Here is a 24,076-nt window from a genome sequence, read left to right as displayed (position 1 = left end):
ATCAAGCAGCGCACCGGCATCGCGGCCGGCGAGTACAAGCGTCGCCGCCGCCAGCTGATGGACATGGCTGGCGAGGACGCGATCCTGGTGCTGCCGGCCGCGGCCGAGAAGGTGCGCAGCCTGGATACCCATTTCCCGTACCGGCAGGATTCGGACTTCCAGTACCTGAGCGGCTTCCCGGAACCGGAAGCGGTGCTGGTGCTGATTCCCGGCCGCCGCCACGGCGAGGCCATCCTGTTCTGCCGCGAGCGGGATGCCGAGCGCGAGGCCTGGGATGGCAGCCGCGCAGGCCAGGAGGGCGCGGTGGCGCAGTACGGCATGGACGATGCCTACCCGATCGACGATCTGGACGACATCCTGCCGGGCCTGCTGGAGGGCCGTTCGCGGGTCTACTACCACTTCGGCCGCGATGCCGACTTCGACCTGAAGCTGATCGGCTGGGTCAACCGCGTGCGTTCGCAGGTGCGCCACGGTGCGCAGCCGCCGCACGAGTTCCTGGAGCTGGGCCACCTGCTGCACGAGCAGCGCCTGTTCAAGTCCGGCGCGGAAGTGGCGCTGATGCAGCACGCCGCGCAGATCAGCGTACGCGCGCATCTGGCGGCGATGAAGGCGGCGAAGGCGGGCATTCACGAATACGAACTGCAGGCCGAGCTGGAGCGCGTGTTCCGCGCCAACGATGCGGTGCCCGCTTACTGCAGCATTGTCGGCGCCGGCCGCAACGCCTGCATCCTGCATTACCGCGACAACAACGCGCGTTCGCGTGATGGCGAACTGGTGCTGATCGATGCCGGTGCCGAGTACCGTGGCTACGCCAGCGACATCACCCGCACCTTCCCGGTGAACGGCCGCTTCAGTGCCGAACAGCGCGCGCTGCACGATCTGGTCGGTGACGCGCAGGCCGCGGCGCTGGCCCAGGCCAAGCCGGGGTGGCGTACGAGGCCGGTCACCTGGCCGCCGTGCAGACGCTCACCGAGGGGCTGCTGCGGCTGGGCCTGCTGAAGGGCACGCTGGAAAAGAACCTGTCCGAAGGCCTGTACCAGCGCTTCTATCGGCACAAGACCGGGCACTGGATCGGCATGGACGTGCACGACGTGGGCGACTACCGCCTGGCCGGTGATTCGCGTCTGCTGGAGCCGGGCATGGCCTTCACCATCGAGCCGGGGCTGTACATCGGCGTGGATGACACGACGGTGGAACCGCGCTGGCGCGGTATCGGCATCCGCACTGAGGATGACGTGCTGATTACCGATGATGGCCATCGGGTGCTGACCGAGGGCTGGCGCGCAGCGCCGATGAGATCGAAGCGGTGATGGCGGAGTAAGGGTGTTCTGCAGGGCTTGCAGCCCTGCACCCGCTGCACGCCAGAGCAACAGCAACAACAACAACAACGGGCTATCCGTGGGGTGGCGGGGCACTGTGGGTTTGCGGGGACGCCGCAAGTACGTCCCTGTAGGCTTGGTCGCCGCATCCATGCGGCTCACACCCCGCAAACCCACAGTGCCCCGCCTTCGACAGGTTCACGCCGCTGTTGGTAACGGCGGTTGTTGGGACGCGCGGCTGTTGGTAGGTGTCGACCTTGGTCGACACGGAGCGAGCGCAGCAAGCGATCCGCTTTTGCTTTTCTTTTTCTTTTCCGTGGTTGGACGCGGCAGGAAACTGTCAAAGGTGGGGCGGGTGGGCCATGCAGGGGCGTTGGCGCCATGGCTGGCGCCATCGAGCTTACAGGGACGTACTTGCAGCGTCCCCTGCATGGCCCACCCGCCCCGCCAAGCGCGGCATTCTGAATTCAGCATCCAACCACGAGGGGCTCAGCCGTTCGCCGCAGCAAACACCGGCCGGGTCAGGTTGTCCGCTTCGCCTTCGGTGCACAGCACTTCGTCTTCGATGCGGATGCCGCCGTAGGGACGGAAGAAGTCCACGCGGTCCCAGTTGATCGCATCGCCATGACCGGCGTCCTTCACTTCGTTCAACAGCATGTCGATGAAGTACAGGCCCGGTTCGATGGTCACCACCATGCCCGGCTCCAGCACGCGGGTCAGGCGCAGGTACGGGTGGCCGGCCGGGCGCTCGATGCGGCCACCTTCGTCGCTGGCCGCAAAGCCTGCCACGTCATGTACCTGCAGGCCGATCAGGTGGCCGATGCCGTGCGGGAAGAATGCGGCACTGACGCCGGTCTCCAGCGCGGTCTGCGGCGAGACGTTGATCACGCCGAAGTCCTTCAGCACGCCCATCAGCGAAAGATGTGCATCCACATGCAGCTGCTTGTAGTCGAAGCCCGGGCGCACCGCGGTGCACATCTGCTGCTGGGCGGCATCGACGGCGGCGATCATCGCAGCAAACTCGTCGTGACCCTGTGCGGCATAGGTGCGGGTGATGTCGCTGGCGTAACCGTGGGCGCTGGCGCCGGCGTCGATCAGGAAACTGCGCAGCGGCTGCGGCGCCTTGCGGCCCAGTTCGGTGTAATGCAGCACCGCGGCGTGTTCGTTCAGTGCGACGATGTTGCCGTACGGCAGCTCATTGGCATCCTGGCCCACGGCCTGGCAGTACGCCATGTGGATGCTGAACTCGTCGGCGCCATTGCGGAAGGCGGCCTCGGCGGCGCGGTGGCCGCGCACGCCCAGCACCTGTGCCTGGCGCATCAGCGCGATTTCATACGGCGTCTTGCAGGCGCGGTGCCATTCCAGGTAGTTCACCACCGGCGCAGGGTTGTTGGGCACGAACGCACCCAGCGCGCTCTGCGGTTCGCCGAGGATCGCGCAGCGCGCCGGATCGGCCGGCAGCAACGCCAGCGCCTCTTCGGGCTTGCGGATGATGTGGATGTCGAAGTGGTCCACCCACCAGCCGCTGGGCGCGTCCGGCACCACGTGCCAGTAGTCGAAGGGCTGGTGGAAGATCACTGCCGGACGCTTGCCCGGGGTGAACACGATCCAGCTGTTGGGCACGCGGGTGAGCGGCAGCCAGGCCTTGAACTGCGGGTTCACCGCATACGGATAATCGCGATCGTCGAACACCTGGTAGTGCAGGGTGCCGCTGGGCACCACCAGGTGATCGAATCCGCCGCGGGCCAGCGCCTGTTCGGCGCGTCGGCACAGCACGGCCAGGTGGTCGGGATACAGGGCGCCGGGGTCTTGCTGGATCATTGCGGTGGCTCGACACGGAAAACGGCCCTAGATTCTGCCGCATACCGCGAAAAACCGCTGTGCCGGAACCGGCACTCAGGCCGTCGAAAGCGGCCCTTCGTCGCTGTCCTCGCCCACCCACTGGCGCAGCAGCTGCCGATGCTCGCGCGACAGGGTGAGGAAGCGGAAGCCGGTCCAGCTTTGACCCGGCGCATGTGCCGGTTCGCTCCACAGCAGGTGCACGCCCACGTCGATGGCTTCATGGCGACCGTCGCCCATCGGCAGCGGGAAGCGCAGCTGGTACAGCGCGTCCTCGCGCAATGGCGTACTGGCCAGCATCAGCATGCCGGTCTCGGAAACATTGCCAAGCCGGCCCACCACGCAGTCGCGCATCTGGTCGGTGACCGGCACCAGATCCGAGACCTGGCGGCGCGGGGCGCGACGGGTGTCCTGTGGCAGCGGGTTCATGCGTGCGTCTCCTTGCGGCGGCCGCCAGCCAGCGCGCGCAGGGCGCTGAGGCTGGCCTGCCAGGCACGGTCCACCAGCCGGCCACGGTCTTCGGTCACCAGCTGTGCGTGGCCGGCGCTGAGCTGCCGCGCGAGTGTGTCCAGGTCGGTCTCGGCGATCTTCTGTCCGCGCGGATTGACGAACAGGGCATGGCCGGTCAGCAGGCTGTACCAGGACAGGCGCTGCCGTCGCACGCTGCCGTCGCCGCTATCGATGTCGAACCAGCTGCCGAACGGCAGGCTGGAGAGCTGCTGGTAGGCCGCTTCTTCCGCGCTGCTGCGGGGAAGCGGTGGTGGGTTGGCGACATGGTCAGTACCGGCGGCGTGCTCGCCCAGGCGCGCACGCGCCTTCAGGCGGGCACTGAGTTCGGTGCGTGAGGTCGTTTCGTCTTCGCCGCCGGGTGTGGCCAGGCGCCGTGCAACGGCGGCCGCCTCCTCGGCGTGGTACCCGACCTGGACCAGTGCGGCTTCCACATCGGCGGCCAGCGCGGCATCGGTGCCATCGGCGGCATCGACGGCCTGGGCGGTGACCGCCGCGATGCGTTCGGTCTGTTGCAGGCGTTCCTGCCACTGCGGCGAATCGTCGCCATGCCGCAGGCGGGTCAGGGTCAGCGCATCGGCCCAGGCCTGGCGCAGCAGGGACTGCACGAAACGAGGGGGCTGCTGTGCATCACAGCACTGGTCGATCTGTGCGTTGGCCTGGCGGCGTGCCAGCTCCAGGCGTTCCTTGCCGCGGGCCGCTTCGACATGGCGGCGCTCGGCCAGCTCGGCGCGGTGCGCTGCGGCGCGCTGGTGCTGCTGCACGTCTTCGTTGGCAGCGGCGAATGCCTCCGGCGATCGCGCATCCTGGGCGAGCAGACCCTGCACGCTCTGCGCCATGCGTTGCAGCAGCTGTGGGTCGACGTCATCGTCGGCCAGCCAGTGCGCACCGACTTCGGCGATCTGGTTGAGCAGTTCGCGCGCGGGGTGTTCGTCGCGCACGAAGAAGCCGGGGTCGGCCATTGCCGCCCGGGCCAGCGGAACCTGCAGGCGCGCCAGCAGGGCGGCCGGTACCGGGTCGGGGCGCTGCCGCTGCTGCACCTGCTGCATCAGCATGCGCAGCAGGTCGAGGTTGTCGCGGTCGTGGCTGCCCAGCTGGGCCTGGGCGCCATGCTCGCTGCGCAGCTGGGCGACCACCGCTGCCTGCAGGTCGGCCACGCCGGTGGCGGCACTGGACTGCGCCTGCAGGCGAGCGAGCACCGCGTCGACGGCGGCGCTGGGAACGGCCCCGGTTTCAATCGGGGCGGCCGTTGCGTGGCGGGCCTGCTGCAACAGCTCATGCAGGGCACCGCCGGTGGAGGCGGTCAGGCCGACGGCAGCGGCACCGCCAGCGTCGTTGACGGTGTCCTGTACCAGATGCGACCACGAGCCGGCCGGGGCGGAGCCGTTCCAGCCGGTCAGCGGTGCGGCCGCTTGCCGGGCCGGCTGCGTGGCGCGACCGCCGCCCACCGACTGGGTGATGATCCGCCGTGTGCTGGAGGAGCGCGCCAGATAAGGGGTGTAGACCAGCCCCGGCAGGATGCCGTGCTGGGCCAGCAGGGCGTTGGCGCGATCCAGCACATCGCCCAGGCGCTCCAGCACCTGGCGCTCGAAGCTTCGGTACAGCGCCAGCTGGATCTCCGCGCCAAGCGCATCCTGTTCGGCCAGCCGGCGCACGATCAGGCACAGCGCCTGCGGTGCCAGCGGCAAGGTGTCCGTTTCGAATGCCGGTGCGGCAGCCAGCACGCCCAGGCGTTGGCCCAGCAGATTCAGCGCGTTGGTCGAGCGCTGGGTTTCACGGCGTACCATTTCGGTCAGCAGCAGGTCGCGATCCACATCGTGCTCGGCGACCAGCGACAGGCCCTGCATGCCTGGCAGTGCCGGCGCGGGCGTGGCAGCCGCGACGGCGCGGGCCGGCTCGCGCAGCCGTGCCAGCGATTCGGCCAGGGCATCCAGCACGCGATCCGGGAAGTGGCCGGCGAAGGCGTGCAGCTGGCCGCGCTGGGCCATCAGGTCGGCCTGCTGCGCCGGATTGCGGGCGCGGTCGGCGTCGTGCAGCAGGGTCTGTTCCAATGCTTCGACGGTCAGGATCAGGGGCGCGGCCAGTGCCTGCCGGCACAGGCCGATCAGCGCGCCCAGCAGATCGCGCACCCGCGGTGGCAGCTCGGCGGCGGCCAGGCGGTTCTTGTCGGCGGAGGTAAGGGAGAAGACAGCTGACATCGGCAGGCGGTACCCGGATTCCCGCGGATCGATCTGGTGAATCTACCGTGTCGGCCGAGGCCGGCGCTACTTTAGGGTGAACGTGAACGGTCTTCGGATGCGCGATTGCCGGCCAGCGGCCGGCACGACCCGTTACGGCGAGGGCTCATTCCTCCAGGAACAGGCTCACCACGTCGTTGGTGAAGCGGCGGCCCAGTTCGGTCGGCTGTACATGGCCATCGGTCACCTCCAGCCACCCGCGCTGAACAGCCTCGGCCAGCGCTGTGTTCAGCACGCTGCGTGGCAGGCCGGTACGCGACTCGAAATCGCGCAGGCTGAAGCCTTCGTGCAGGCGCAGCAGATTCAGCATGTACTCGAACGGCAGTCGCGCGGGCGCGATCACGTCATCGCCGCCGAACGAGGCGGGCGTGCCGGCGCTGTCCAGGTAGGCCTGCGGGTGCTTCAGCTTCCAGCGCCGCAGCACGTGTTCCTCGGCGCCGGAACTGATCTTGCCGTGCGCGCCGGCACCGATGCCCAGGTAATCGCCAAAGCGCCAGTAGTTCAGGTTGTGCGCGCTCTGCCGGCCGGGGCGGGCATAGGCGCTGACCTCGTACTGGCTGAAACCGGCCTGGGCCAGCAGCGCCTGGCAGTGTTCCTGCATGTCCCAGGCGTTGTCTTCATCGGGAATGCCCTGCGGCGGCCGTGCGAAGAACACCGTGTTCGGTTCCAGGGTCAGCTGGTAATGCGAGATGTGTGCGGGTTGCAGCGCGAAGGCGCGCTCCAGGTCGGCCTCGGCACCGGCCAGGGTCTGTTCCGGCAGCGCGTACATCAGGTCGATGTTGAAGTTGTCGTAGCCCGCGTCCTGCGCCATCTTCACTGCGCGCTCGGCTTCGCCGCTGTCGTGGATGCGGCCCAGGCGCTTGAGCATCGCGTCGTCGAAACTCTGGATGCCGAAGCTGAGGCGGTTCACGCCGGCCGCACGGTAGCGGTCGAAGCGACCGTGCTCGGCGGTGCCCGGGTTGGTCTCCAGAGTGATCTCGGCATTGGGCGCGAAGCGCAGGCGCGCACTGGCCTGCTGCAGGAAGCGATCGATCGCTTCGGGCGGGAACAGGCTGGGCGTGCCGCCACCGAAGAACACGCTGTGCACCACCCGGCCCCAGACCAGTGGCAGGTCCTGGTCGAGGTCGCGCAGCAACGCGTCGATGTAGGCGTCGAACGGCAGTTCGCCCTTGGCCTGGTGCGAATTGAAATCGCAGTACGGGCATTTGCGCACGCACCACGGCAGGTGCACGTACAGCGACAGCGGTGGCGGCACCAGCCGCGGCGGCGTGTCGTGGTCAGCGGAGCAGGCTTCGCCGGGCAGGTGGTTGCAGTGGTCGTGGGCGTGCGGCATGGGCTTCATCGGTAGTGCCGGCCGCTGGCCGGCTTCCCTGGTTCGATCAGGTGGCGTCAGTACAGCGTCGCCAGCTGCTGCTTGAGCTGCTGCAGGGCGAGGGCACGGTGGCTGATGGCGTTCTTCAGCGCCGGCTCCATTTCCGCGGCGGTCAGGCCGTGGGTGGTGTCCAGAAACACCGGGTTGTAGCCGAAACCATTCGTGCCGCGCAGCTCGCGGATGATCTGGCCTTCCCAACGGCCTTCGCAGATCAGCGGCTGCGGGTCGGTGGCGTGGCGCAGCAGCACGATGACCGCATAGAAGCGCGCGCTGCGCTGGCCATCGGGCACCTCGGCCATGGCATCGAGCAGCTTGGCGTTGTTGGCTGCGGCATTGGTCGGGTGGCCGGCATAGCGCGCGCTGTACAGGCCCGGTGCGCCGCCGAGGGCATCGACGATCAGGCCCGAATCATCGGCCAGCGCCGGCAGGCCGGTCGCTTCGCAGGCCGCGCGCGCCTTCAGCAGCGCGTTCTCGACGAAGGTCAGGCCGGTTTCCTCGACATCGCCCAGGCCCAGTTCGGCAGCCGAGGTGATCTGCAGCGGCAGGTCGGCGAGGATCTCCTGCATCTCCACCAGCTTGCCGGCGTTGTGGCTGGCCAGAACCAGTTTCTTCATGTGCGGGGCTCCAGCAGGTCCCAGGTGTTGCCATACAGATCGCGGAACACCGCGACCGTGGCGTAGGGCTCTTCGCGCGGCGCTTCCAGGAACTCGATCCCGGCAGCCTGCATCGCCGCGTGGTCGCGGTGGAAGTCGTCGGTGTTGAGGAAGAAGCCGACGCGGCCACCGGTCTGGTTGCCGATGCGGCTGCGCTGTTCGTCGTTGCTGGCGCGCGCCAGCAGCAGGGCGGCCGCGCTGCCATCGGTTGGGCCGACCACCACCCAGCGCTTGGTGCCCTGGTCGAGGTCTTCCAGCAGCGTGAAGCCGAGCTTGCCGGTGTACCAGGCGATCGCTTCGTCATAGTCGGCCACCACCAGGGTGGTCAGGGCGATGCGGCGGTTCATGCCGACAGCGCCGCCTGCTGTGCGGCCAGCAGTTCGGCTACGCCCTTTTCGGCCAGGCCCAGCAGCGCGTCCAGCTCGTCGCGACGGAAGGCGTGGCCTTCAGCGGTGCCCTGCAGTTCGATGAAGCCGCCGCCGTCGTTCATCACCACGTTCATGTCGGTGTCGCAGTCGCTGTCTTCGGCGTAGTCCAGGTCCAGCACCGGAGTGCCGCGGTACACGCCCACCGACACCGCCGCCACCGCACCCAGGATCGGGTTGCGCTTGATCTCGCCGCGCTTGATCAGCACGTTCACCGCATCGACCAGGGCCACGTAGGCGCCGGTGATGGCGGCGGTGCGGGTGCCACCGTCGGCCTGCAGCACGTCGCAGTCCAGGGTGATGGTGCGTTCGCCCAGGGCATTGCGGTCCACGCAGGCGCGCAGGCTGCGGCCGATCAGACGCTGGATTTCCAGCGTACGGCCGCCCTGCTTGCCGCGGGCCGCTTCACGGTCGCTGCGGGTGTGGGTGGCGCGCGGCAGCATGCCGTACTCGGCGGTCACCCAGCCTTCGCCCTTGCCACGCAGGAAGCCCGGCACGCGGTTCTCGACGCTGGCGGTGCACAGCACGCGGGTTTCACCGAAGCACACCAGCACCGAACCTTCGGCGTGGCGGGTGAAGCCGCGTTGGATGACGACCGGGCGGAGCTGGTCGGGCTGGCGGCCGCTGGGGCGGGAATCGGACATGGTGCGGGTTCCGTAAGGGCAGGGGAGTACGCCGCCATGCCCGCGGCCTTCACGGGGCGGGCAAGGGGGCTCAGGTGAGGGCGCTAGGGTACCATTCCCCTTTGCACGCACCGGACACATTCCATGATTCGAAGCATGACCGCCTATGCCGGCGGCGAGCGCGTCACCCCGTGGGGCACGCTGGGCTGCGAGCTGCGCTCGGTCAACCACCGCTTCCTGGAGGTCGGCACCCGCCTGCCCGAGGAACTGCGGGCGCTGGAGCCGCAGCTGCGCGAGCGCATCGCGGCACGCCTGAGCCGCGGCAAGCTGGATCTGGTGATGCGCCTGCGCGCACCGGAGGCCGCTGCCAACCTGCAGGTGGACGAGGCCCTGCTCGGCCAGCTGGGGCGCCTGGCGCACCGCCTGACCTCCGATTTCCCCAACCTGCAGGTCAGCTTCACCGATCTGCTCCAGCTGCCGGGCGTGACCCGCGGCGAGGCCACCGATGCGCCCGCCCTGCAGGCCGAGGCCCTGGCCCTGATGGACCAGGTGCTGGATGGCTTCATCGAGGCGCGTGAACGCGAAGGCGGCAAGCTGGCCGCCGCCATCGCCGAACGCGTGGACGGCATCGAACGCATCGCCACCGAAGTGCGCACGCTGATTCCGGCCATTCGCGACGGCCAGCGCGCCAAGCTGGCCGCCCGCCTGGCCGATCTGCCGCACCCGGTCGATCCCGGCCGCGCCGAGCAGGAGCTGGTGCTGTGGCTGCAGAAGCTGGACGTGGATGAAGAACTGGACCGCCTCGGCAGCCACATCGCCGAGATCCGCCGCGTGCTCAAGCAGCGCGAGCCGGTCGGCCGCCGCCTGGACTTCCTGCTGCAGGAGTTCAACCGCGAAGCCAACACGCTGGGCTCGAAGTCGGTGGACAGCCGTACCTCCAATGCCGCGGTGGAGCTGAAGGTGCTGATCGACCAGATCCGCGAGCAGGTGCAGAACATCGAGTGATGCTGGAGGGGCGCCTTGGGGCGCCCTTCCTCGCTTCAGACCACGCGGACGCCCGGCGTTCCTTCGCTCAACCGCCCGACTACGGCCGCCTGGCCGAACCCCGCTTCGTGGAAGCAGGCCAGCACCGCATCCACCGCCTCCGGGGCGCACGACACCAGCAGGCCGCCGCTGGTCTGCGGGTCGGTCAGCAGCGGCTGCCAATGGGCGGCCAGGCCCTCGGCGAAGCGCACGTCGGCGCCATACGAGGCCCAGTTGCGGCTGGAGGCACCGGTTACGCAGCCGCGCTGCAGCAACTCCAGGGTCTGTGGCAGCAGCGGCACCTGGGCACTGTCCACGTCAGCGGAAACACCACTGGCGCGACACACTTCCAGCAGGTGCCCGAGCAGGCCGAAGCCGGTCACGTCGGTCATCGCGCGCACGCCGTCCAGCGCCGCCAGCGCTACGCCGACGGTGTTGAGCCGTGTGGTCGAATCAAGCATCTGCCGATAGCCCTCGGCATCGAGCCGTTCCTTCTTCAGCGCCGACGAGTACACGCCCACGCCCAGCGGCTTGCCCAGCACCAGTACATCGCCGGCGCGGGCATCGGCATTGCGCTTGAGTCGCTGCGGATCGAGCACACCGATCGCGGCCAGGCCGTAGATGGGTTCCACCGCGTCGATGCTGTGGCCGCCGGCGACCACGATGCCGGCGTCGGCGCAGGCGCGTTCCCCGCCCTGCAGGATGGCGCGGATGGTGTCCTGCGGCAGCGTGTTGATCGGCATGCCGACGATGGCCAGCGCGAACAACGGGCGCGCACCCATCGCGTACAGGTCCGACAGCGCGTTGGTGGCGGCGATGCGGCCGAAGTCGAACGGGTCATCGACAATCGGCATGAAGAAATCGGTGGTGGCGACGATCGCCTGGCCGTCATTCAGCCGGTACACCGCTGCGTCATCGCTGGTCTCACGGCCGACCAGCAGTTCAGCCGGTGCGGGAAGTGCTGGAACACCGCGCAGCAGTTCAGACAGCACGCCCGGTGCGATCTTGCAGCCGCAGCCGCCGCCATGGGCCAGCGCGGTCAGGCGCGGCGGGGCCTCGGCCGTGGAAGCGGTGGGGGACTGCGCATGCGTGGCCATGCCGGCATCTCCTGCGGAAACACGAATGGCGGAAGGCAGCAGGAGTCGAACCTACCAGGGAGCGATCGACGCCCCCTACTGGGTTTGAAGCCCAGCCGCATGCCCGGATGCGCATGCCTTCCGAAAGTACGGCGATGCCGCTGCGCTCAACCGTGCGGGGCGTTCCACTGCAGGTCGCCGCGCGGCCGATGGTGGTCACCGACGCGTCGAGTGTAGCCAACGCGATTGAAGAACTCCAAGATCTGGATGCTGCGCTTGCGACCCAGGCCGATGGCATCGCGGAACGCCGCCGCGTCCACCGTGCCGGTGGCGTGCGACAGCTGCGCGAGGATGGCGGCCAGTTCGGCGATACGCGCCGGTGCATAGAACAGGTCCGGCACGATCTGGAACAGGTCGCCGCGTGCCGCCGCCCGGCGCAGAACGGCGCGCAGCTCATCCTCGGCGAGGCCGAGATCAGTGGCCACGGTACGCACCCAGGGCGGATCGAAGCCGCCGGCATGCAGCCGCGGCAGCACCCGTTGCAGCAGTACACGTTCGCGCTCCGGTGGCGCATGGTCGTGCCCGGGCAGGCGCCACCAGGCGCCCACGCGCTGCACGCTGCCATCGTCGAGCAGGTCCTGCAGCAGCGCGTTCCAGAGGCTCACCGCCAGCGCGGGCAGGGTGCTGCGCTGCAGGCGGCCGCTGTCGACACCGGGCTCGTCCGGGCGCCGTTCATGCCAATCGCGCAGCGAGCTGACCACCTGATCGCGCAGCGTCTGCCAGTGCGCGGCAAGAATGATGACGGTGTCCTCGCGGGTCGCAATGCGCCGTGCGTCCCCGGGCAGTTCGATCTGCTCGATCGCACGCCGGCAGTAGCGTTGCAGGGCGGCGACGGAAACACCGGCGGGCGCCTGCAGCAGCAGCGGGCCGATGCCGGCCCCGGCCGCCAGCTGCTCCAGCGCCCCCAACCAGGCCAGCCGCGCGGGGCTTCGCCGGCGCCGTAGTGGCGGATCCGGATCGAGCACGATGCCACCGCCCAGCGTGCGGGTGGCGGCTGAATCACGGGCAATGAAGCGATCACCGCACATCGCGCAGACCGGCGCGTCGAACACCAGCTGCACGAGCTGCCCGTTGCCGTGATCGTCGTCTTCCAGCAGCACCACATGGGCCTGCCGGTGCATCGTTCCCCAATGGATGTGCAACGGTGTCCAATCGCGCAACGGCGCCGCCCGCGCAGGCAGCCGCAGGCGCACATCGACGCGGGTGGTGGCCAGCAGCGCGCGCGGATCGGCGATCCAGTCGCCGCGGTCGATCGCATCGCGGGCGATGGACGCCAGGTTCAATGCGCAGCGTTGCCCCGCCATGGCCTGTTCACTGGCCTGGTTCTGCGCATGGATGCTGCGTACGCGAACCTCGTTGCCGGCCGGCATCAGCTGCAGGTGTGCGCCGACCCCGGTCACACCGCCGTGCACCGCACCGGTCACCAGCGTGCCGTGGCCCGCCAGCGAGAACACGCGGTCCACCGGCATGCGGAACAGTTCGCCTTGCCGTTCAGCCGGGTGCGCGCTGTCGGTGCCAGCGGCCCACGCGTGCAGGTGGGAGCGCAGTGCCGCGACACCCGCATCATCGGCATCCAGGCTGTTGCAGGCGAACATGGGTGCAGCCTGCAGTGGCGTACGCGCCAGCAGTGCCGCGATCTGGATCTCCACCTGGGCAATGCGCGCCGCATCCACCCGGTCGATCTTGGTCAGTGCCACCGCACCGCGATCCACGCCCAGCATCTGCAGGATCGCGAGGTGCTCACGGGTCTGCGGCATCACGCCGTCGTCGGCGGCGACCACCAGCAGGGCAACGTCGATGCCGGTGGCGCCGGCCACCATGGTGTGCACGAAGCGCTCATGGCCCGGGACGTCGACGAAGCCCAGTGTGGCGGTCGCATCGACCGGCACATAGGCGTAGCCGAGCTCAATGGAAACGCCGCGCGTGCGTTCGTCCGGCAGGCGATCGGTCTCGATGCCGGTCAATGCCCGTACCAGGCGGGTCTTGCCATGGTCGATGTGCCCGGCAGTGCCGACGATCATGCCTGCAGCGCGCTCCACTGGGCGAGGAAATCGGCTTCTTCTGCGTCCTCCAGGCAGCGCAGATCCAGCCACAGCGCGTCATCGGCGATGCGGCCCAGCACCGGCTGCGGTAGTTGGCGCAGGTGCTTGGCGAAACGGTCCAGTCCTCCGCGTCGCGTACAGGTGATGCGCAATCCCGCGCTGGCCAGCTGCGCCAGCGGCTGCGCGCCGCTGCCGATCTGGCTGTGCATCGGCGCCGCTTCGATGCAGTAGCCGGCTGGCAGCGCTGTGCGCATTGATGGCAGCAGGCGTTGTGCCTGCGCATCGATGTCCGGCTGCGTGCGCGCCAGCGTCCGCAGGGTCGGCAGGCGCTGCGCCAGGTGCTCAGGTTCGCGGTACAGCGCCAGCACCGCTTCCAGCGCAGCCAGGCTCATCTTGTCCATTCGCAGTGCGCGCTTGAGCGGGTTGCGGTTGATCCGCGCGATCAGGTCGGCGCGGCCGGCGATGATGCCCGCCTGCGGCCCGCCCAGCAGCTTGTCGCCGCTGAACGAGACCAGATCGGCACCGGCGGCCAGCGCGTCCTGCACCGTCGGTTCGGATGGCAGGCCGAAGGCGGCCAGGTCGCACAGGCTGCCACTGCCCAGATCCACCACCAGCGGCAGGCCGTGCCCGTGGGCAATGGTGGCCATCGCCGCAGTGTCGACCTTGGCAGTGAACCCGGTGATGGCGTAGTTGCTGGCATGCACCTCCATCAGCAGCGCGGTACGCGCGTTGATGGCGCCGGCGAAATCGGCCGGGTGGGTACGGTTGGTGGTGCCCACTTCGCGCAGCCGTGCACCGGCACTGCGCATCACATCGGGGATACGGAAGGCACCGCCGATCTCCACCAGTTCACCGCGTGACACCACCACTTCGCGGCGGTTGGCCAGGCTGTTGAGCAGCAGCAATACCGCCGCGGCATTGTTGTTGACCACGGTGGCGGCTTCAGCGCCGGTGAGTTCGCAGATCAGTGCCTGCACCCGTGCATCGCGGTCGCCACGGCGGCCGCGGTCGAGGTCGAACTCAAGATCGACCGGCGCGGTCATTGCGCGGGTGACCGCGTGCACCGCGACCTCCGGCAGCAGGGCGCGACCCAGGTTGGTATGCAGCACGGTGCCGGTCAGGTTGAACATCGGCTGCAGGCCCTGGCGTGCATCGGCAGCCAGTACCGCCTCGAGCGCCGCCACCAGTGCCGGGCCCTCGGTTGCCTGCTGCAGTTGCTCGGCCGAAAGCGCACCGGCGCTGATGCGTTCGCGCAGCGTCTGCACCTGCGAGCGCAGCAGCTGGGTGATGCGGCTGCGGCCGTGGCCATCGATCAGTGCCGACAGCGCCGGCAGGCGCAGCAGCCGATCCAGTGAAGGCAGCGCGGCCGAGGATGCCGGGGCAGGGCGGGTGCGTGGCATCGGTTCAGTCGCCGTCGGCCTGCCACAGCAGCGGGTTCTGGCTGGCACGCGCATAGCCTTCCTCGCCCAGCAGGATATCCAGCGCCAGCGTCGCCAGGTCGTCTGCCACCGGGTCCAGCTGCGGGTCCTTCTCCAGATACAGGATCTTGCGGTAACTGTGGCAGTGGTCGCAGGTCTCGGCGCGAACCGCGCTCTCACGCACAGCCTCGCCGCTGTCGCCGTCCACATCGGCCAGCGCGCGATAGGCGATGTCCTTGCCGGCGGCACCACACTGGCTGCACTGCACTCGCACGTAGTGCCACTGGCAGGCGCACAGCGAGCATGACAGGTAGCGGTAGGACGCGTAGGGCGGGCGTGCCTGCACCATGCTGGCCACCGGCAGGGTGCCGCACAGCGGGCACAGGCCGGGCGCGTCGGCCAGTGGTTTCAGATCGGTGGCGCGGAAGCTGGCGGCCAGCACGGCCCAGTACACCTGCAGTGCATTCATCACCAGCAACGCAGCCACCGCATCCACCGACGGTGCGTCATCCCGCTCCAGCACCGCATGGGCCTGCGCATCGAGCCAGCGGTCATCGGCAGCGGCGACACGCTGCAGCTCCTGCCGAGTTTCTGCCGGCAGCCCGGCTTCATCGGCGCAGTGCTGGCACAGCGTGCGCAGCCAGTCACGCCAGCCATCATCGAGCTGAAGTGTATTGGCCGGCCGCAACGGCATGCCGGCGCCGGCGGCGGCGCTTGACTGTTGTGCGCGCGCCTGTGCCTGCAATGCCTCGCGCTGCTGTGGCGTCACTTCAACCAGCAGGGCCTGCTGGGCATCGGCCAGCGCCGCCAGCAGCTGCAGGTAACCGCCGATGGCACTGTGCTCGGCCAGGCTGCGCAGGCGTGCCGCGCGATCGGTGAACAGCGATGCCGGATCGGGCAGGATGATGCGGGGGACGTCGCGCGAGGCGAGCGTCTCGATCTCACCGGGTTCAAGGATGCGTTGCGCCATGCAGGGCCAGCCGGAAGAACCAGGCTCCATCCTCGCCGTTGTCGGCGCTGGCGTCCAGCGTGCCAATGCCAAAGCAGTCGAGCATGGCTCGACTCTACAGAGGTGGATCCCGACCGTTGGTCGGGATTCGATCAGTGCCGACCAATGGTCGGCACCCACCATTAGACCCCGCCATCGCACGGATAGCTGCTGTTGCCTTGGCTTGAAGCAGGTGCAGGGCCGCAGGCCCTGCTGCTAACCCTGTTCCCGGCGCCCGCGCAGGATGTCGCGGAACCACTGCCGGTGGTGCTTGTACGCCCAGCCGTAGGTCACTTTGCCCTGGGTCATCGCCCGCACCGAGCCCTTGATCCAGATCGCCGCATAGATGTGCACCACGATCGCGCAGATCAGCACCCAGCCGAACAGCGCGTGGGCAAGCACCGAGAAGCGGATCACCCCGATCGGGAAGAAGTGGCTGAAGTACTGCCGCCAGATCACAAAGCCGGTCAACAGCAGCGCCGACAGGCAGCCGATGATGGCCCAGAACAGCAGCTTCTGCCCGGCATTGAAGCGGCCCACCGGTGGCAGCTTCTCGTCCTCGTTGCGCAACACGTCGCGCATGCCGCGCATCCACGCGCGGTCATCGGCGCTGAGGAAGTTGTCGCGCCACATGCGCAAGGCCAGCAGGGCAAAGCCCACCACCATGGCCAGGCCGACGAACGGGTGCAGGATGCGCGTCCACGGTCCGCCGCCGAACAGTTGGGTCAACGGAAACAGGGCAGGGTGGAACAGGGCCAGCCCGGACAGTGCCGTCAGCACGAAGCAGATCGCCACGATCCAGTGGTTGATGCGGGTTGGCGCGCGGTAGCGGATGATCTGCCGCGGGTGCGGTGCGTACTTCATGGCCGCTGCTCCTCTTCGATCTTCTTCGCCTCGTGTTCGGCTTCCTCTTCTTCCTCGTCATTGACCGTATTGCGGCCGATGCCGATGTAATGCAGGAAGCCGGCAAAGGCGGTGGCAGCGATCGCCAGCACGCCCAGCGGCTTGGCCACGCCTTTCCAGATCTCCACCATCGGGCTGATCCGCGGGTCCTTGGGCAGGTCGGCGTACAGTTCCGGTTTGTCCACGTGCTGCAGCACGTACATCACGTGGGTGCCGCCGACGCCCTGCGGGTCGTACAGGCCGGCGTTCTCGTAACCGCGCGATTTCAGGTCTTCGACGCGGCCGGCGGCATGCTCGGTCATCGCCTGCTTGCTGCCGAAGGTGATCGCGCCGGTCGGGCAGGTCTTCACGCAGGCCGGTTCCTGGCCGACCGCCACCCGGTCCGAGCACAGCGTGCACTTGTAGGCCTTGTGGTCCTTCTTGGAGATGCGCGGCACATCGAACGGGCAGCCGGTCACGCAGTAGCCGCAGCCGATGCAGTGCTCTTCCTGGAAGTCGACGATGCCGTTGGCATACTGGATGATCGCGCCGGGTGATGGGCAGGCCTTCAGGCAGCCGGGATCGCTGCAGTGCATGCAGCCTTCCTTGCGGATCAGCCACTCCAGCTTGCCCTTCTCATCCTCGTACTCGCGGAACTTCATCACCGTCCACGACTGGTCGCTCAGGTCCGGTGGGTTGTCATAGCTGCCGACGCAGCTGCCGACCTCGTCGCGCAGGTCGTTCCACTCCATGCAGGCGACCTGGCAGGCCTTGCAGCCGATGCACTTGCTCACGTCGATCAGCTTGGCGACCTGCCCGGTGTGGGCGCTGCGCGCCTGTGGCGAGGGCGTGGTGGTGGCCGAGCGGCGGATGATGTCCAGCGATTGCAGTGACATGGCGTGTCTCCTACACCTTCTCGACCTTGACCAGGATGCACTTCGATTCGGGCGTCTGCGAGTTGCCGTCACCGATGGCGTTGGTCAGCGTATTGGCGATGTAGCCGGGCTTGGCTGCACCGAGGAAACCCCAGTGGATCGGTATACCCACCTGGTGCACGGTCTTGCCATCGATCTGCAGGGCCTTGATGCGCTTGGTCACCATCGCCACGGCTTCGATATGGCCGCGCTTGGAGCTCACGCGCACGCGGCTGCCGTTGTTGATGCCCAGCTCGTCGGCCAGGGCGGCGCCGATCTCGACGAACTGCTCGGGCTGGATGATGGCGTTGAGCTTGCCGTGCTTGGTCCAGAAGTGGAAATGCTCGGTCAGGCGGTAAGTGGTGGCCACATGCGGGAACTCGTCCGGCGAACCGATCTGCGCACGGTCGCTGGCGAACACGCGGGCGGCCGGGTTGTTCAGCGTCTGTGCCTGGCCGGGGCTGAGCGGGTTGCTGCGCAGCGGGGTGTCGAACGGCTCGTAGTGCTCCGGGAACGGGCCTTCGGCCATGCCGGCCTTGGCGAAGAAGCGGGCGATGCCTTCCGGGTTCATGATGAATGGGCCCATGCCACCGGCCGGGTCCTCGTCGGCCTTGAAGTCCGGTACGTCCACGCTGCCCCAGTTCTTGCCGTTCCAGGCCAGCAGGGTGCGCCGCGGATCGAACGGCCGCCCGGCCACGTCGCACGAAGCGCGGTTGTACATGACGCGCCGGTTGGCCGGCCATGCCCAGGCCCAGCCGAGAGTATTGCCGATGCCAGTCGGGTCACTGTTGTCACGCCGCGCCATCATGTTGCCGGTCGGGCCCCAGGCACCGATGTAGATCCAGCAGCCGGAGGACGTGCTGCCGTCGTCGCGCAGGTCGCCGAACGCGGCCAGCTGCTCGCCGGCCTTGCGCACCAGCTTGGTCGGGTCCTTCGGGTCGAATACATCCACCAGCGCCTTGCCGTTGTACTCCATCGCCAGCTCTTCCGGCGTCGGTACCTCGGGGTTGGCGTACTTCCAGGCCAGGTCGCGCACCGGCTCCCACCAGGCGCCGCCGTCCTTCTGGTACAGCGCCTTGATGCGATGGAACAGCTCGGACATGATCTCGATGTCGCTGCGCGCTTCGCCCGGCGGGTTGGCGCCCTTCCAGTGCCACTGCAGCCAGCGCGAGGAATTCACCACCGCGCCGTTCTCCTCGGCGAACGAGGTGGTCGGCAGGCGGAACACCTCGGTCTGGATCGCGCTCGGGTCGACATCGTTCAGCGCACCGTGGTTCTGCCAGAACGCGATGGTCTCGGTTTCCAGCGGGTCCATGCTGACCATGAACTTCAGCTTGGAGAACGCGCTGATCAGCTTGCCCTTGTTCGGCGCCGAAGCCAGTGGATTGAAGCCCTGGCAGATGTAGCCGTGGATCTTGCCTTCGTTCATCAGCTCGTACGCCTGCAGCATGTCGTACGGCTTGTCGAGCTTGGGCAGGTAATCGAAGCACCAGTTGTTGTCGGCGGTGGCGGCATCACCCCACCACGACTTCATCAGGCTGACGTGGAACTTGGGGTAGTTCTGCCAGAACGACATCTGGTTGGCGCGCAGCGGCTTCTGCGTGCGCTTGGCGATGTAGGCGTCATAGTCCTGCTCGTCCTGTTTCGGCAACGTCAGGTAGCCGGGCAGCAGGTCGGACATCAGGCCGATGTCGGTCAGGCCCTGGATGTTGGAATGCCCGCGCAGTGCGTTCATGCCGCCACCGGCCACGCCGATGTTGCCCAGCAGCAGCTGCACCATGGTGCCGGCACGCACGTTCTGCGCACCGATCGAGTGCTGCGTCCAGCCCAGCGCGTACAGGATGGTCATCGCCTTGTCCTTGCCGGCGGTGGACGCGATCATGTCCCAGATCTGGCGGATGCTGTCGGCCGGCGTACCGCAGATGCGCTCGACCATCTCCACGGTGTAGCGCGCATAGTGCTGCTTGAGCAGGGTGTAGACGCAGCGCGGGTCCTTCAGCGTCGGGTCGCTGCGCACGAAGCCATCATCGCCGTACACGTAGTCCCAGCTGGAACGGTCGTAGCTGCGCTTCTCGGCGTTGTAGCCCGAATACAGGCCGTCCTTGAAGGCGAATTCGTCCTTCACCAGGAACGACATGTCGGTGTAGTTCAGCACGTACTCGTGCTGGATGCGGTCCTCGGTCAACAGGTAGTTGATCAGGCCGCCCAGGAACACGATGTCGGTGCCGGTACGGATCGGCGCGTACACGTCGGCCACCGCGGCCGAGCGGTTGAAACGGGGTCGACCACGATCAGGCGAGCCTTGTTGTGTGCCTTGGCCTCGGTTACCCATTTGAACCCGCACGGATGCGCCTCGGCGGCATTGCCACCCATGATCAGGATCAGGTCGGCATTCTTGATGTCGACCCAGTGATTCGTCATCGCACCACGGCCTAGCGTCGGGGCAAGACCTGCCACCGTCGGGCCGTGTCAGACACGTGCCTGGTTGTCGAATGCCAGCATGCCGAGGGAGCGCACGACCTTGTGGGTCAGCACCGCCGTTTCATTGCTGGTGGCCGAGGCCGCCAGCATGCCGGTGGTCAGCCAGCGGTTGACCGTCTGCCCGGCCTCGTTCTTCTGCACGAAGTTGGCGTCGCGGTCTTCCTTCATCAGCCGCGCGATACGGTCCAGTGCATCGTCCCAGCTCAGCCGCTTCCACTCGTTCGAGCCCGGTGCGCGGTACTCGGGGTAGAGCAGGCGCGATTTGCTGTGGATGATGTCGGCCAAGCCGGCACCCTTCGGGCACAGCGTGCCGCGGTTCACCGGATGGTCCGGGTCGCCCTCGATATGGAAGATGCTCGGCTCGGCGTTCTTGGCGCCATCGCCGAGGCTGTACATCAGGATGCCGCAGGCCACCGAGCAGTACGTGCAGGTGTTGCGGGTCTCGGTCGCGCGGGTCAGCTTGTACTGCCTGACCTCCGCGAGCGCGATGCCGGGCGCGAAGCCCATCAGGGCCAGGCTGGAGCCCACCAGGGTTGTCCCGGTGACCTTCAGGAACTGGCGGCGACTCATCGAGGGCATGCCGTTCTCCTTGGATGGCGGGGCGGCACGCAGACCACCCGGCTGTCGGTAGGTACGGCCCGGTTATAGCACAGGCCCCCGGATGCCCATGTGGCACAAGGGCCGGCGCCCGCAGGACGGGCGCGGGAAGGGGCCGCTCTGGTAAAGTTGCGTGCCCGCACCCCGGGGAAGCGTCTGCGGGGCCTGGTTCCAGGATGTTCCGCGCAGCCCCCGCCATCCTGGCGCGATCCTCCGCGCCGGATCTGGAACACCGAGGAAAAACTTTGCGAAATCAACCCGTTGGATCCCCCGCATGAGCGCCCCGTCGAATCCGTCGGCCGCCATCGCGCGCGGCACGCTGTACATCGTTGCCGCCCCGTCCGGCGCCGGCAAGAGCAGCATCGTCAACGCCACCCTGGCGCGTGATCCGCAGATCGCCCTGTCGATCTCCTTCACCTCGCGCGCGATGCGCCCCGGTGAAGTGAACGGCCAGCACTACCATTTCGTCTCTGCGGAGAAGTTCGAGGAAATGATCGCCGACGGCGACTTCTTCGAGCATGCCTGGGTGCACGGCGACTGGAAGGGCACCGCCCGGCAGTCGGTGGAGCCGCAGCTGGCCGCCGGCCAGGACGTGCTGCTGGAGATCGATTGGCAGGGCGCCCAGCAGGTGCGCCAGCTGGTGCCGGGTACGGTCACCGTGTTCATCCTGCCGCCGTCCAAGCAGGCGCTGCAGGACCGCATGCGCAAGCGTGGCCAGGACAGCGAGGCGGTCATCGCCCAGCGCCTGGGCGCGGCCCGCGATGAAATGCTGCACTTCAACGAGTTCGACTACGTCATCGTCAACGAGGTGTTCGACACCGCGGTGGACGAGCTGTGCGCCATCTTCACCGCCAGCCGCCTGCGCCGGGAGGCCCAGAAGGTCCGCCATGCCGGCCTGATCCAGGCGCTGTTGACCCCCGATCCGGGTGCAACTGACTGATTCCAAAAGAATCGGGTGGGGGTTGGCTTGATTTTGTCCAGCCCCTGCCAGTACACTCCGTCCCCTTTCCCTCATTCGACTGAGCGGCCGACCGGTCGCCGGGAGCCCGTATGGCCCGCATCACCGTAGAAGATTGCCTGGAAGTCGTTAACAACCGTTTCGAACTGGTCATGATGGCTTCCAAGCGTGCCCGCCAGCTCGCCAACGGCGTGCAGGCCACGCTGGACAACAGCGAGACCGAGGACAAGCCGACCGTGCTGGCGCTGCGCGAAATCGCCGCCCGCAAGATCGACAACGCGCTGATCGACGAAGTCGAGAAGGCCGAGCGTGAGCGCGCCGAGCGCGAAGCGCTGGAGTGGGCCGCCGCCGAAGTGGTCGCCGACGAAGACATGTCCAAGAACGACGATTGATCGCATCGATCAACGTCATTGCTGGATCGCCGAACAGCCCGCCCCGTGCGGGCTGTTTCGCATTCAGGATTTGCCGTAAACGTCGCGCTGGAATAGGCTTCGGGCATGAACCCAGGCCCCACTGCCAAGGTCGCCGCAGTCCCCGCTGCCGCCGTACCCGACTACGTCCTCCAGCTTGAACGCGCCGCCCACTACCTGCCGCCGGAGCAGCTGCCGCTGCTGCGCCGCGCCTGGGAAGTCGGAGCCGCCGCGCATGCCGGGCAGACGCGCAAGTCGGGCGAGCCCTATATCACCCATCCGGTGGCGGTGGCGCAGGTGCTGGCCGAGCTGGGCCTGGACGTGGAAGCGCTGATCGCCGCGATCCTGCACGACACCATCGAAGACACCCCGCTGACCCGCGAGGCGCTGGCCGCCGAGTTTGGCGAGGCCGTGGCCGAACTGGTCGACGGCGTGACCAAGCTGGACAAGCTGAAGTTCCGAGACCGCCAGGAAGCGGCCGCCGAGAGTTTCCGCAAGATGCTGCTGGCGATGTCACGCGACCTGCGCGTGATCATGATCAAGCTGGCCGACCGCCTGCACAACATGCGCACGCTGGGCGCGCAGAGCCGCGAAGCACGCGGCCGCATCGCCCGCGAGACGCTGGAGATCTACGCGCCCATCGCCCAGCGCCTGGGCATGAGCCTGGTCAAGAGCGAGCTGCAGAACCTCGGCTTCAAGGCGCTGTACCCGTGGCGCCACGCCATCATCGAAAAACACATCCGCAGCCAGCCGGTGGTCCGCCGCGAGGCGATGGCGCAGGTGGAAGTGCAGCTGTCGCAGCGCCTGGCCAAGGAGGGCATCGAGCACCGCCTGGTCAGCCGCATCAAGACCCCGTGGAGCATCTACAACAAGATGCGCGACGAGAACAAATCCTTCGACCAGGTGATGGACGTGTTCGGCTTCCGCCTGGTCGTGCGCAGCGTGCCCAGCTGCTACCACGCGCTGGGTTCGGTGCACGCCACCTTCAAGCCACTGGACGGCCGCTTCCGCGATTTCATCGCCATTCCCAAGGCCAACGGTTACCAGTCGCTGCACACCGTGCTGTTCGGGCCCTACGGTTCGCCCATCGAAGTGCAGATCCGCACCGAGGAAATGGACCTGATCGCCGAGCGTGGCGTGGCCGCGCACTGGACCTACAAGTTCGGTGGTGATTCGCCCAACAGCGCGCAGAGCCGCGCCCACGCCTGGATCGTCGAGCTGATCGATTCGCAGCGCGCCGCCGGTTCCTCGCTGGAGTTCCTCGACAACGTCAAGGTCGATCTGTTCCCGGACGAGGTCTACCTGTTCACCCCGAAGGGCAAGATCCTGGCCCTGCCGCGCAACTCCACCGCGCTCGACTTTGCCTACGCCGTGCATACCGACGTCGGCAACATGGCGGTGGCCTCGCGCGTGGACAAGAAGCTGGTGCCGCTGCGCACCAAGCTGGTGTCGGGGCAGTCGGTGGAGATCATCACCGCGCGTTCGGCCACGCCGAAACCGCAGTGGCTGGAATTCGTGGTCACCAGCAAGGCGCGCACCGCCATCCGCCACCAGCTCAAGCAGCTGGAGCACGAAGACGCCGTGCAGCTGGGCCACCGCATGCTCGACCGTGCGCTGGAAGCGATGGATTCATCGCTGGAGCGGCTGCCCAAGGGGCGCCTGGATGCGTTCCTCACCGAACACCGCTTCCCGCGCCTGGAGGCACTGCTGGCCGAGGTCGCGCTGGGCAACTGGATGCCGACCCAGGCCGCGCAGGCATTGATGGCCTACGCCGAACTGCGCGGTGGCCCGCATTCGCGCCACCACTCGCAGGAAAAGATCCTCATCAATGGCAGCGAGCGTGGCGTGGTCACCTTCGCCGGCTGCTGCCAGCCGATTCCCGGTGACGAGATCATGGGCTACCACACCGCCGGCAAGGGCATCGTGGTGCACCGCATGGACTGCCCGAACCTGGCCGAGCTGCGCAAGTCACCCGAGCGCTGGGTGCCGATCGGCTGGGACACCACCGTCTCCGGCGACTACGACACCTCGCTGGTGGTGGAAGTGGAGAACGGCACCGGCGTGCTGGCGCAGCTGGCCGCCGCCATCGCGCAGAGCCACTCCAACATCGAACGCGTGGACTACCTTGACCGCGACTTCAACGCTGCCGTGCTGGCGTTCAACATCCAGGTACGCGACCGCAACCACCTGGCCGAAGTGATGCGGCGCCTGCGCCGCCTGTCGGTCGTGCAGTCGGTGCGCCGCCAGTAGAT

Annotated in this window: 17 protein-coding genes, 1 tRNA gene and 2 pseudogenes; 5 read left to right on the top strand and 15 right to left on the bottom strand. The window is 67.8% G+C overall.

The features are described 5' to 3' along the window. Positions 1–1,321 (top strand): annotated as a pseudogene (locus N4G47_RS15645) (aminopeptidase P N-terminal domain-containing protein). 487 nt (positions 1,322–1,808) lie between these two features. On the opposite strand, the gene pepQ reads toward N4G47_RS15645, so the two are convergent. The 7 genes from pepQ to rph all read right to left on the bottom strand — a co-directional run bounded on the left by pepQ (position 1,809) and on the right by rph (position 8,996). Further along, positions 1,809–3,140 (bottom strand): Xaa-Pro dipeptidase, encoded by a 1,332-nt coding sequence (pepQ, locus tag N4G47_RS15640; RefSeq protein WP_475288501.1) that lies wholly within the window; start codon positions 3,138–3,140, stop codon positions 1,809–1,811. Positions 3,141–3,215: 75 nt separating this feature from the next. Continuing rightward, positions 3,216–3,578 carry a PilZ domain-containing protein gene (locus N4G47_RS15635; RefSeq protein ID WP_057498843.1) on the bottom strand — a complete coding sequence of 121 codons (363 nt, stop codon included), beginning with the start codon at positions 3,576–3,578 and terminating at the stop codon, positions 3,216–3,218. 5 nt (positions 3,579–3,583) lie between these two features. Then, positions 3,584–5,863, bottom strand: coding sequence for a DUF1631 family protein (locus N4G47_RS15630; RefSeq protein WP_475288500.1), 2,280 nt, complete (start codon positions 5,861–5,863; stop codon positions 3,584–3,586). Positions 5,864–6,008: 145 nt separating this feature from the next. Next, positions 6,009–7,235 (bottom strand): radical SAM family heme chaperone HemW, encoded by a 1,227-nt coding sequence (gene hemW / locus N4G47_RS15625; protein ID WP_475288499.1) that lies wholly within the window; start codon positions 7,233–7,235, stop codon positions 6,009–6,011. A 56-nt stretch (positions 7,236–7,291) separates the two neighbouring features. After that, a complete protein-coding gene (gene rdgB, locus N4G47_RS15620) occupies positions 7,292–7,888 on the bottom strand; it encodes an RdgB/HAM1 family non-canonical purine NTP pyrophosphatase (RefSeq protein ID WP_249842969.1) in 597 nt (198 codons plus the stop codon). Continuing rightward, positions 7,885–8,274 carry a VOC family protein gene (locus N4G47_RS15615; protein WP_475288498.1) on the bottom strand — a complete coding sequence of 130 codons (390 nt, stop codon included), beginning with the start codon at positions 8,272–8,274 and terminating at the stop codon, positions 7,885–7,887. Before N4G47_RS15615 ends, rdgB begins: the two co-directional genes overlap by 4 nt. Beyond that, complete coding sequence (gene rph / locus N4G47_RS15610; protein ID WP_475288494.1) at positions 8,271–8,996, bottom strand: ribonuclease PH; 726 nt, start codon at positions 8,994–8,996, stop codon at positions 8,271–8,273. The genes N4G47_RS15615 and rph overlap by 4 nt, the downstream gene beginning before the upstream one ends. A 123-nt stretch (positions 8,997–9,119) precedes the next feature. Between rph and N4G47_RS15605 the strand changes: the two genes are divergently transcribed. Next, entirely contained in the window at positions 9,120–9,980 is an 861-nt protein-coding gene (locus N4G47_RS15605; protein WP_057498412.1) for a YicC/YloC family endoribonuclease, read from the top strand. A gap of 35 nt (positions 9,981–10,015) precedes the next feature. On the opposite strand, the gene selD is transcribed toward N4G47_RS15605, so the two are convergent. The 8 genes and pseudogenes from selD to fdnG all read right to left on the bottom strand — a co-directional run bounded on the left by selD (position 10,016) and on the right by fdnG (position 20,438). Beyond that, on the bottom strand, positions 10,016–11,095 hold the full coding sequence (selD, locus tag N4G47_RS15600; protein WP_475288490.1) for a selenide, water dikinase SelD: 1,080 nt from the start codon (positions 11,093–11,095) through the stop codon (positions 10,016–10,018). A 26-nt stretch (positions 11,096–11,121) separates the two neighbouring features. Further along, positions 11,122–11,217: transfer RNA gene (locus N4G47_RS15595), tRNA-Sec, on the bottom strand. Positions 11,218–11,241: 24 nt separating this feature from the next. Further along, positions 11,242–13,155: a selenocysteine-specific translation elongation factor gene (selB, locus tag N4G47_RS15590; protein ID WP_475288487.1), complete on the bottom strand. Its 1,914-nt coding sequence runs from the start codon at positions 13,153–13,155 to the stop codon at positions 11,242–11,244. Next, a complete protein-coding gene (gene selA, locus N4G47_RS15585; protein WP_475288485.1) occupies positions 13,152–14,576 on the bottom strand; it encodes an L-seryl-tRNA(Sec) selenium transferase in 1,425 nt (474 codons plus the stop codon). Before selA ends, selB begins: the two co-directional genes overlap by 4 nt. A 4-nt stretch (positions 14,577–14,580) precedes the next feature. Beyond that, complete coding sequence (gene fdhE / locus N4G47_RS15580; RefSeq protein WP_475288482.1) at positions 14,581–15,564, bottom strand: formate dehydrogenase accessory protein FdhE; 984 nt, start codon at positions 15,562–15,564, stop codon at positions 14,581–14,583. A 234-nt stretch (positions 15,565–15,798) separates the two neighbouring features. Next, positions 15,799–16,446: a formate dehydrogenase subunit gamma gene (locus N4G47_RS15575; RefSeq protein ID WP_107231651.1), complete on the bottom strand. Its 648-nt coding sequence runs from the start codon at positions 16,444–16,446 to the stop codon at positions 15,799–15,801. Then, positions 16,443–17,360 (bottom strand): formate dehydrogenase subunit beta, encoded by a 918-nt coding sequence (fdxH, locus tag N4G47_RS15570; protein WP_107231652.1) that lies wholly within the window; start codon positions 17,358–17,360, stop codon positions 16,443–16,445. The genes N4G47_RS15575 and fdxH overlap by 4 nt, the downstream gene beginning before the upstream one ends. Positions 17,361–17,370: 10 nt before the next feature. Next, positions 17,371–20,438, bottom strand: a pseudogene (gene fdnG, locus N4G47_RS15565) (formate dehydrogenase-N subunit alpha). A gap of 292 nt (positions 20,439–20,730) precedes the next feature. Between fdnG and gmk the strand changes: the two are divergent. From gmk to N4G47_RS15550, 3 genes are all read left to right on the top strand, one after another. Next, the gene (gene gmk, locus N4G47_RS15560; protein WP_475288472.1) at positions 20,731–21,396 is read left to right on the top strand and encodes a guanylate kinase; all 666 of its coding nucleotides are present in this window, start codon (positions 20,731–20,733) and stop codon (positions 21,394–21,396) included. 110 nt (positions 21,397–21,506) lie between these two features. Continuing rightward, positions 21,507–21,806, top strand: coding sequence for a DNA-directed RNA polymerase subunit omega (rpoZ, locus tag N4G47_RS15555; RefSeq protein WP_005410877.1), 300 nt, complete (start codon positions 21,507–21,509; stop codon positions 21,804–21,806). Positions 21,807–21,911: 105 nt separating this feature from the next. After that, the gene (locus N4G47_RS15550) at positions 21,912–24,074 is read left to right on the top strand and encodes a RelA/SpoT family protein (protein ID WP_107231655.1); all 2,163 of its coding nucleotides are present in this window, start codon (positions 21,912–21,914) and stop codon (positions 24,072–24,074) included. The last annotated feature ends 2 nt before the right edge of the window (positions 24,075–24,076 follow it).

Source organism: Stenotrophomonas sp. GSD10, assembly GCF_056172695.1.
The sequence above is the reverse complement of the archived record's forward strand: the minus strand, read 5'-3'. Positions and strand labels throughout refer to the sequence as shown.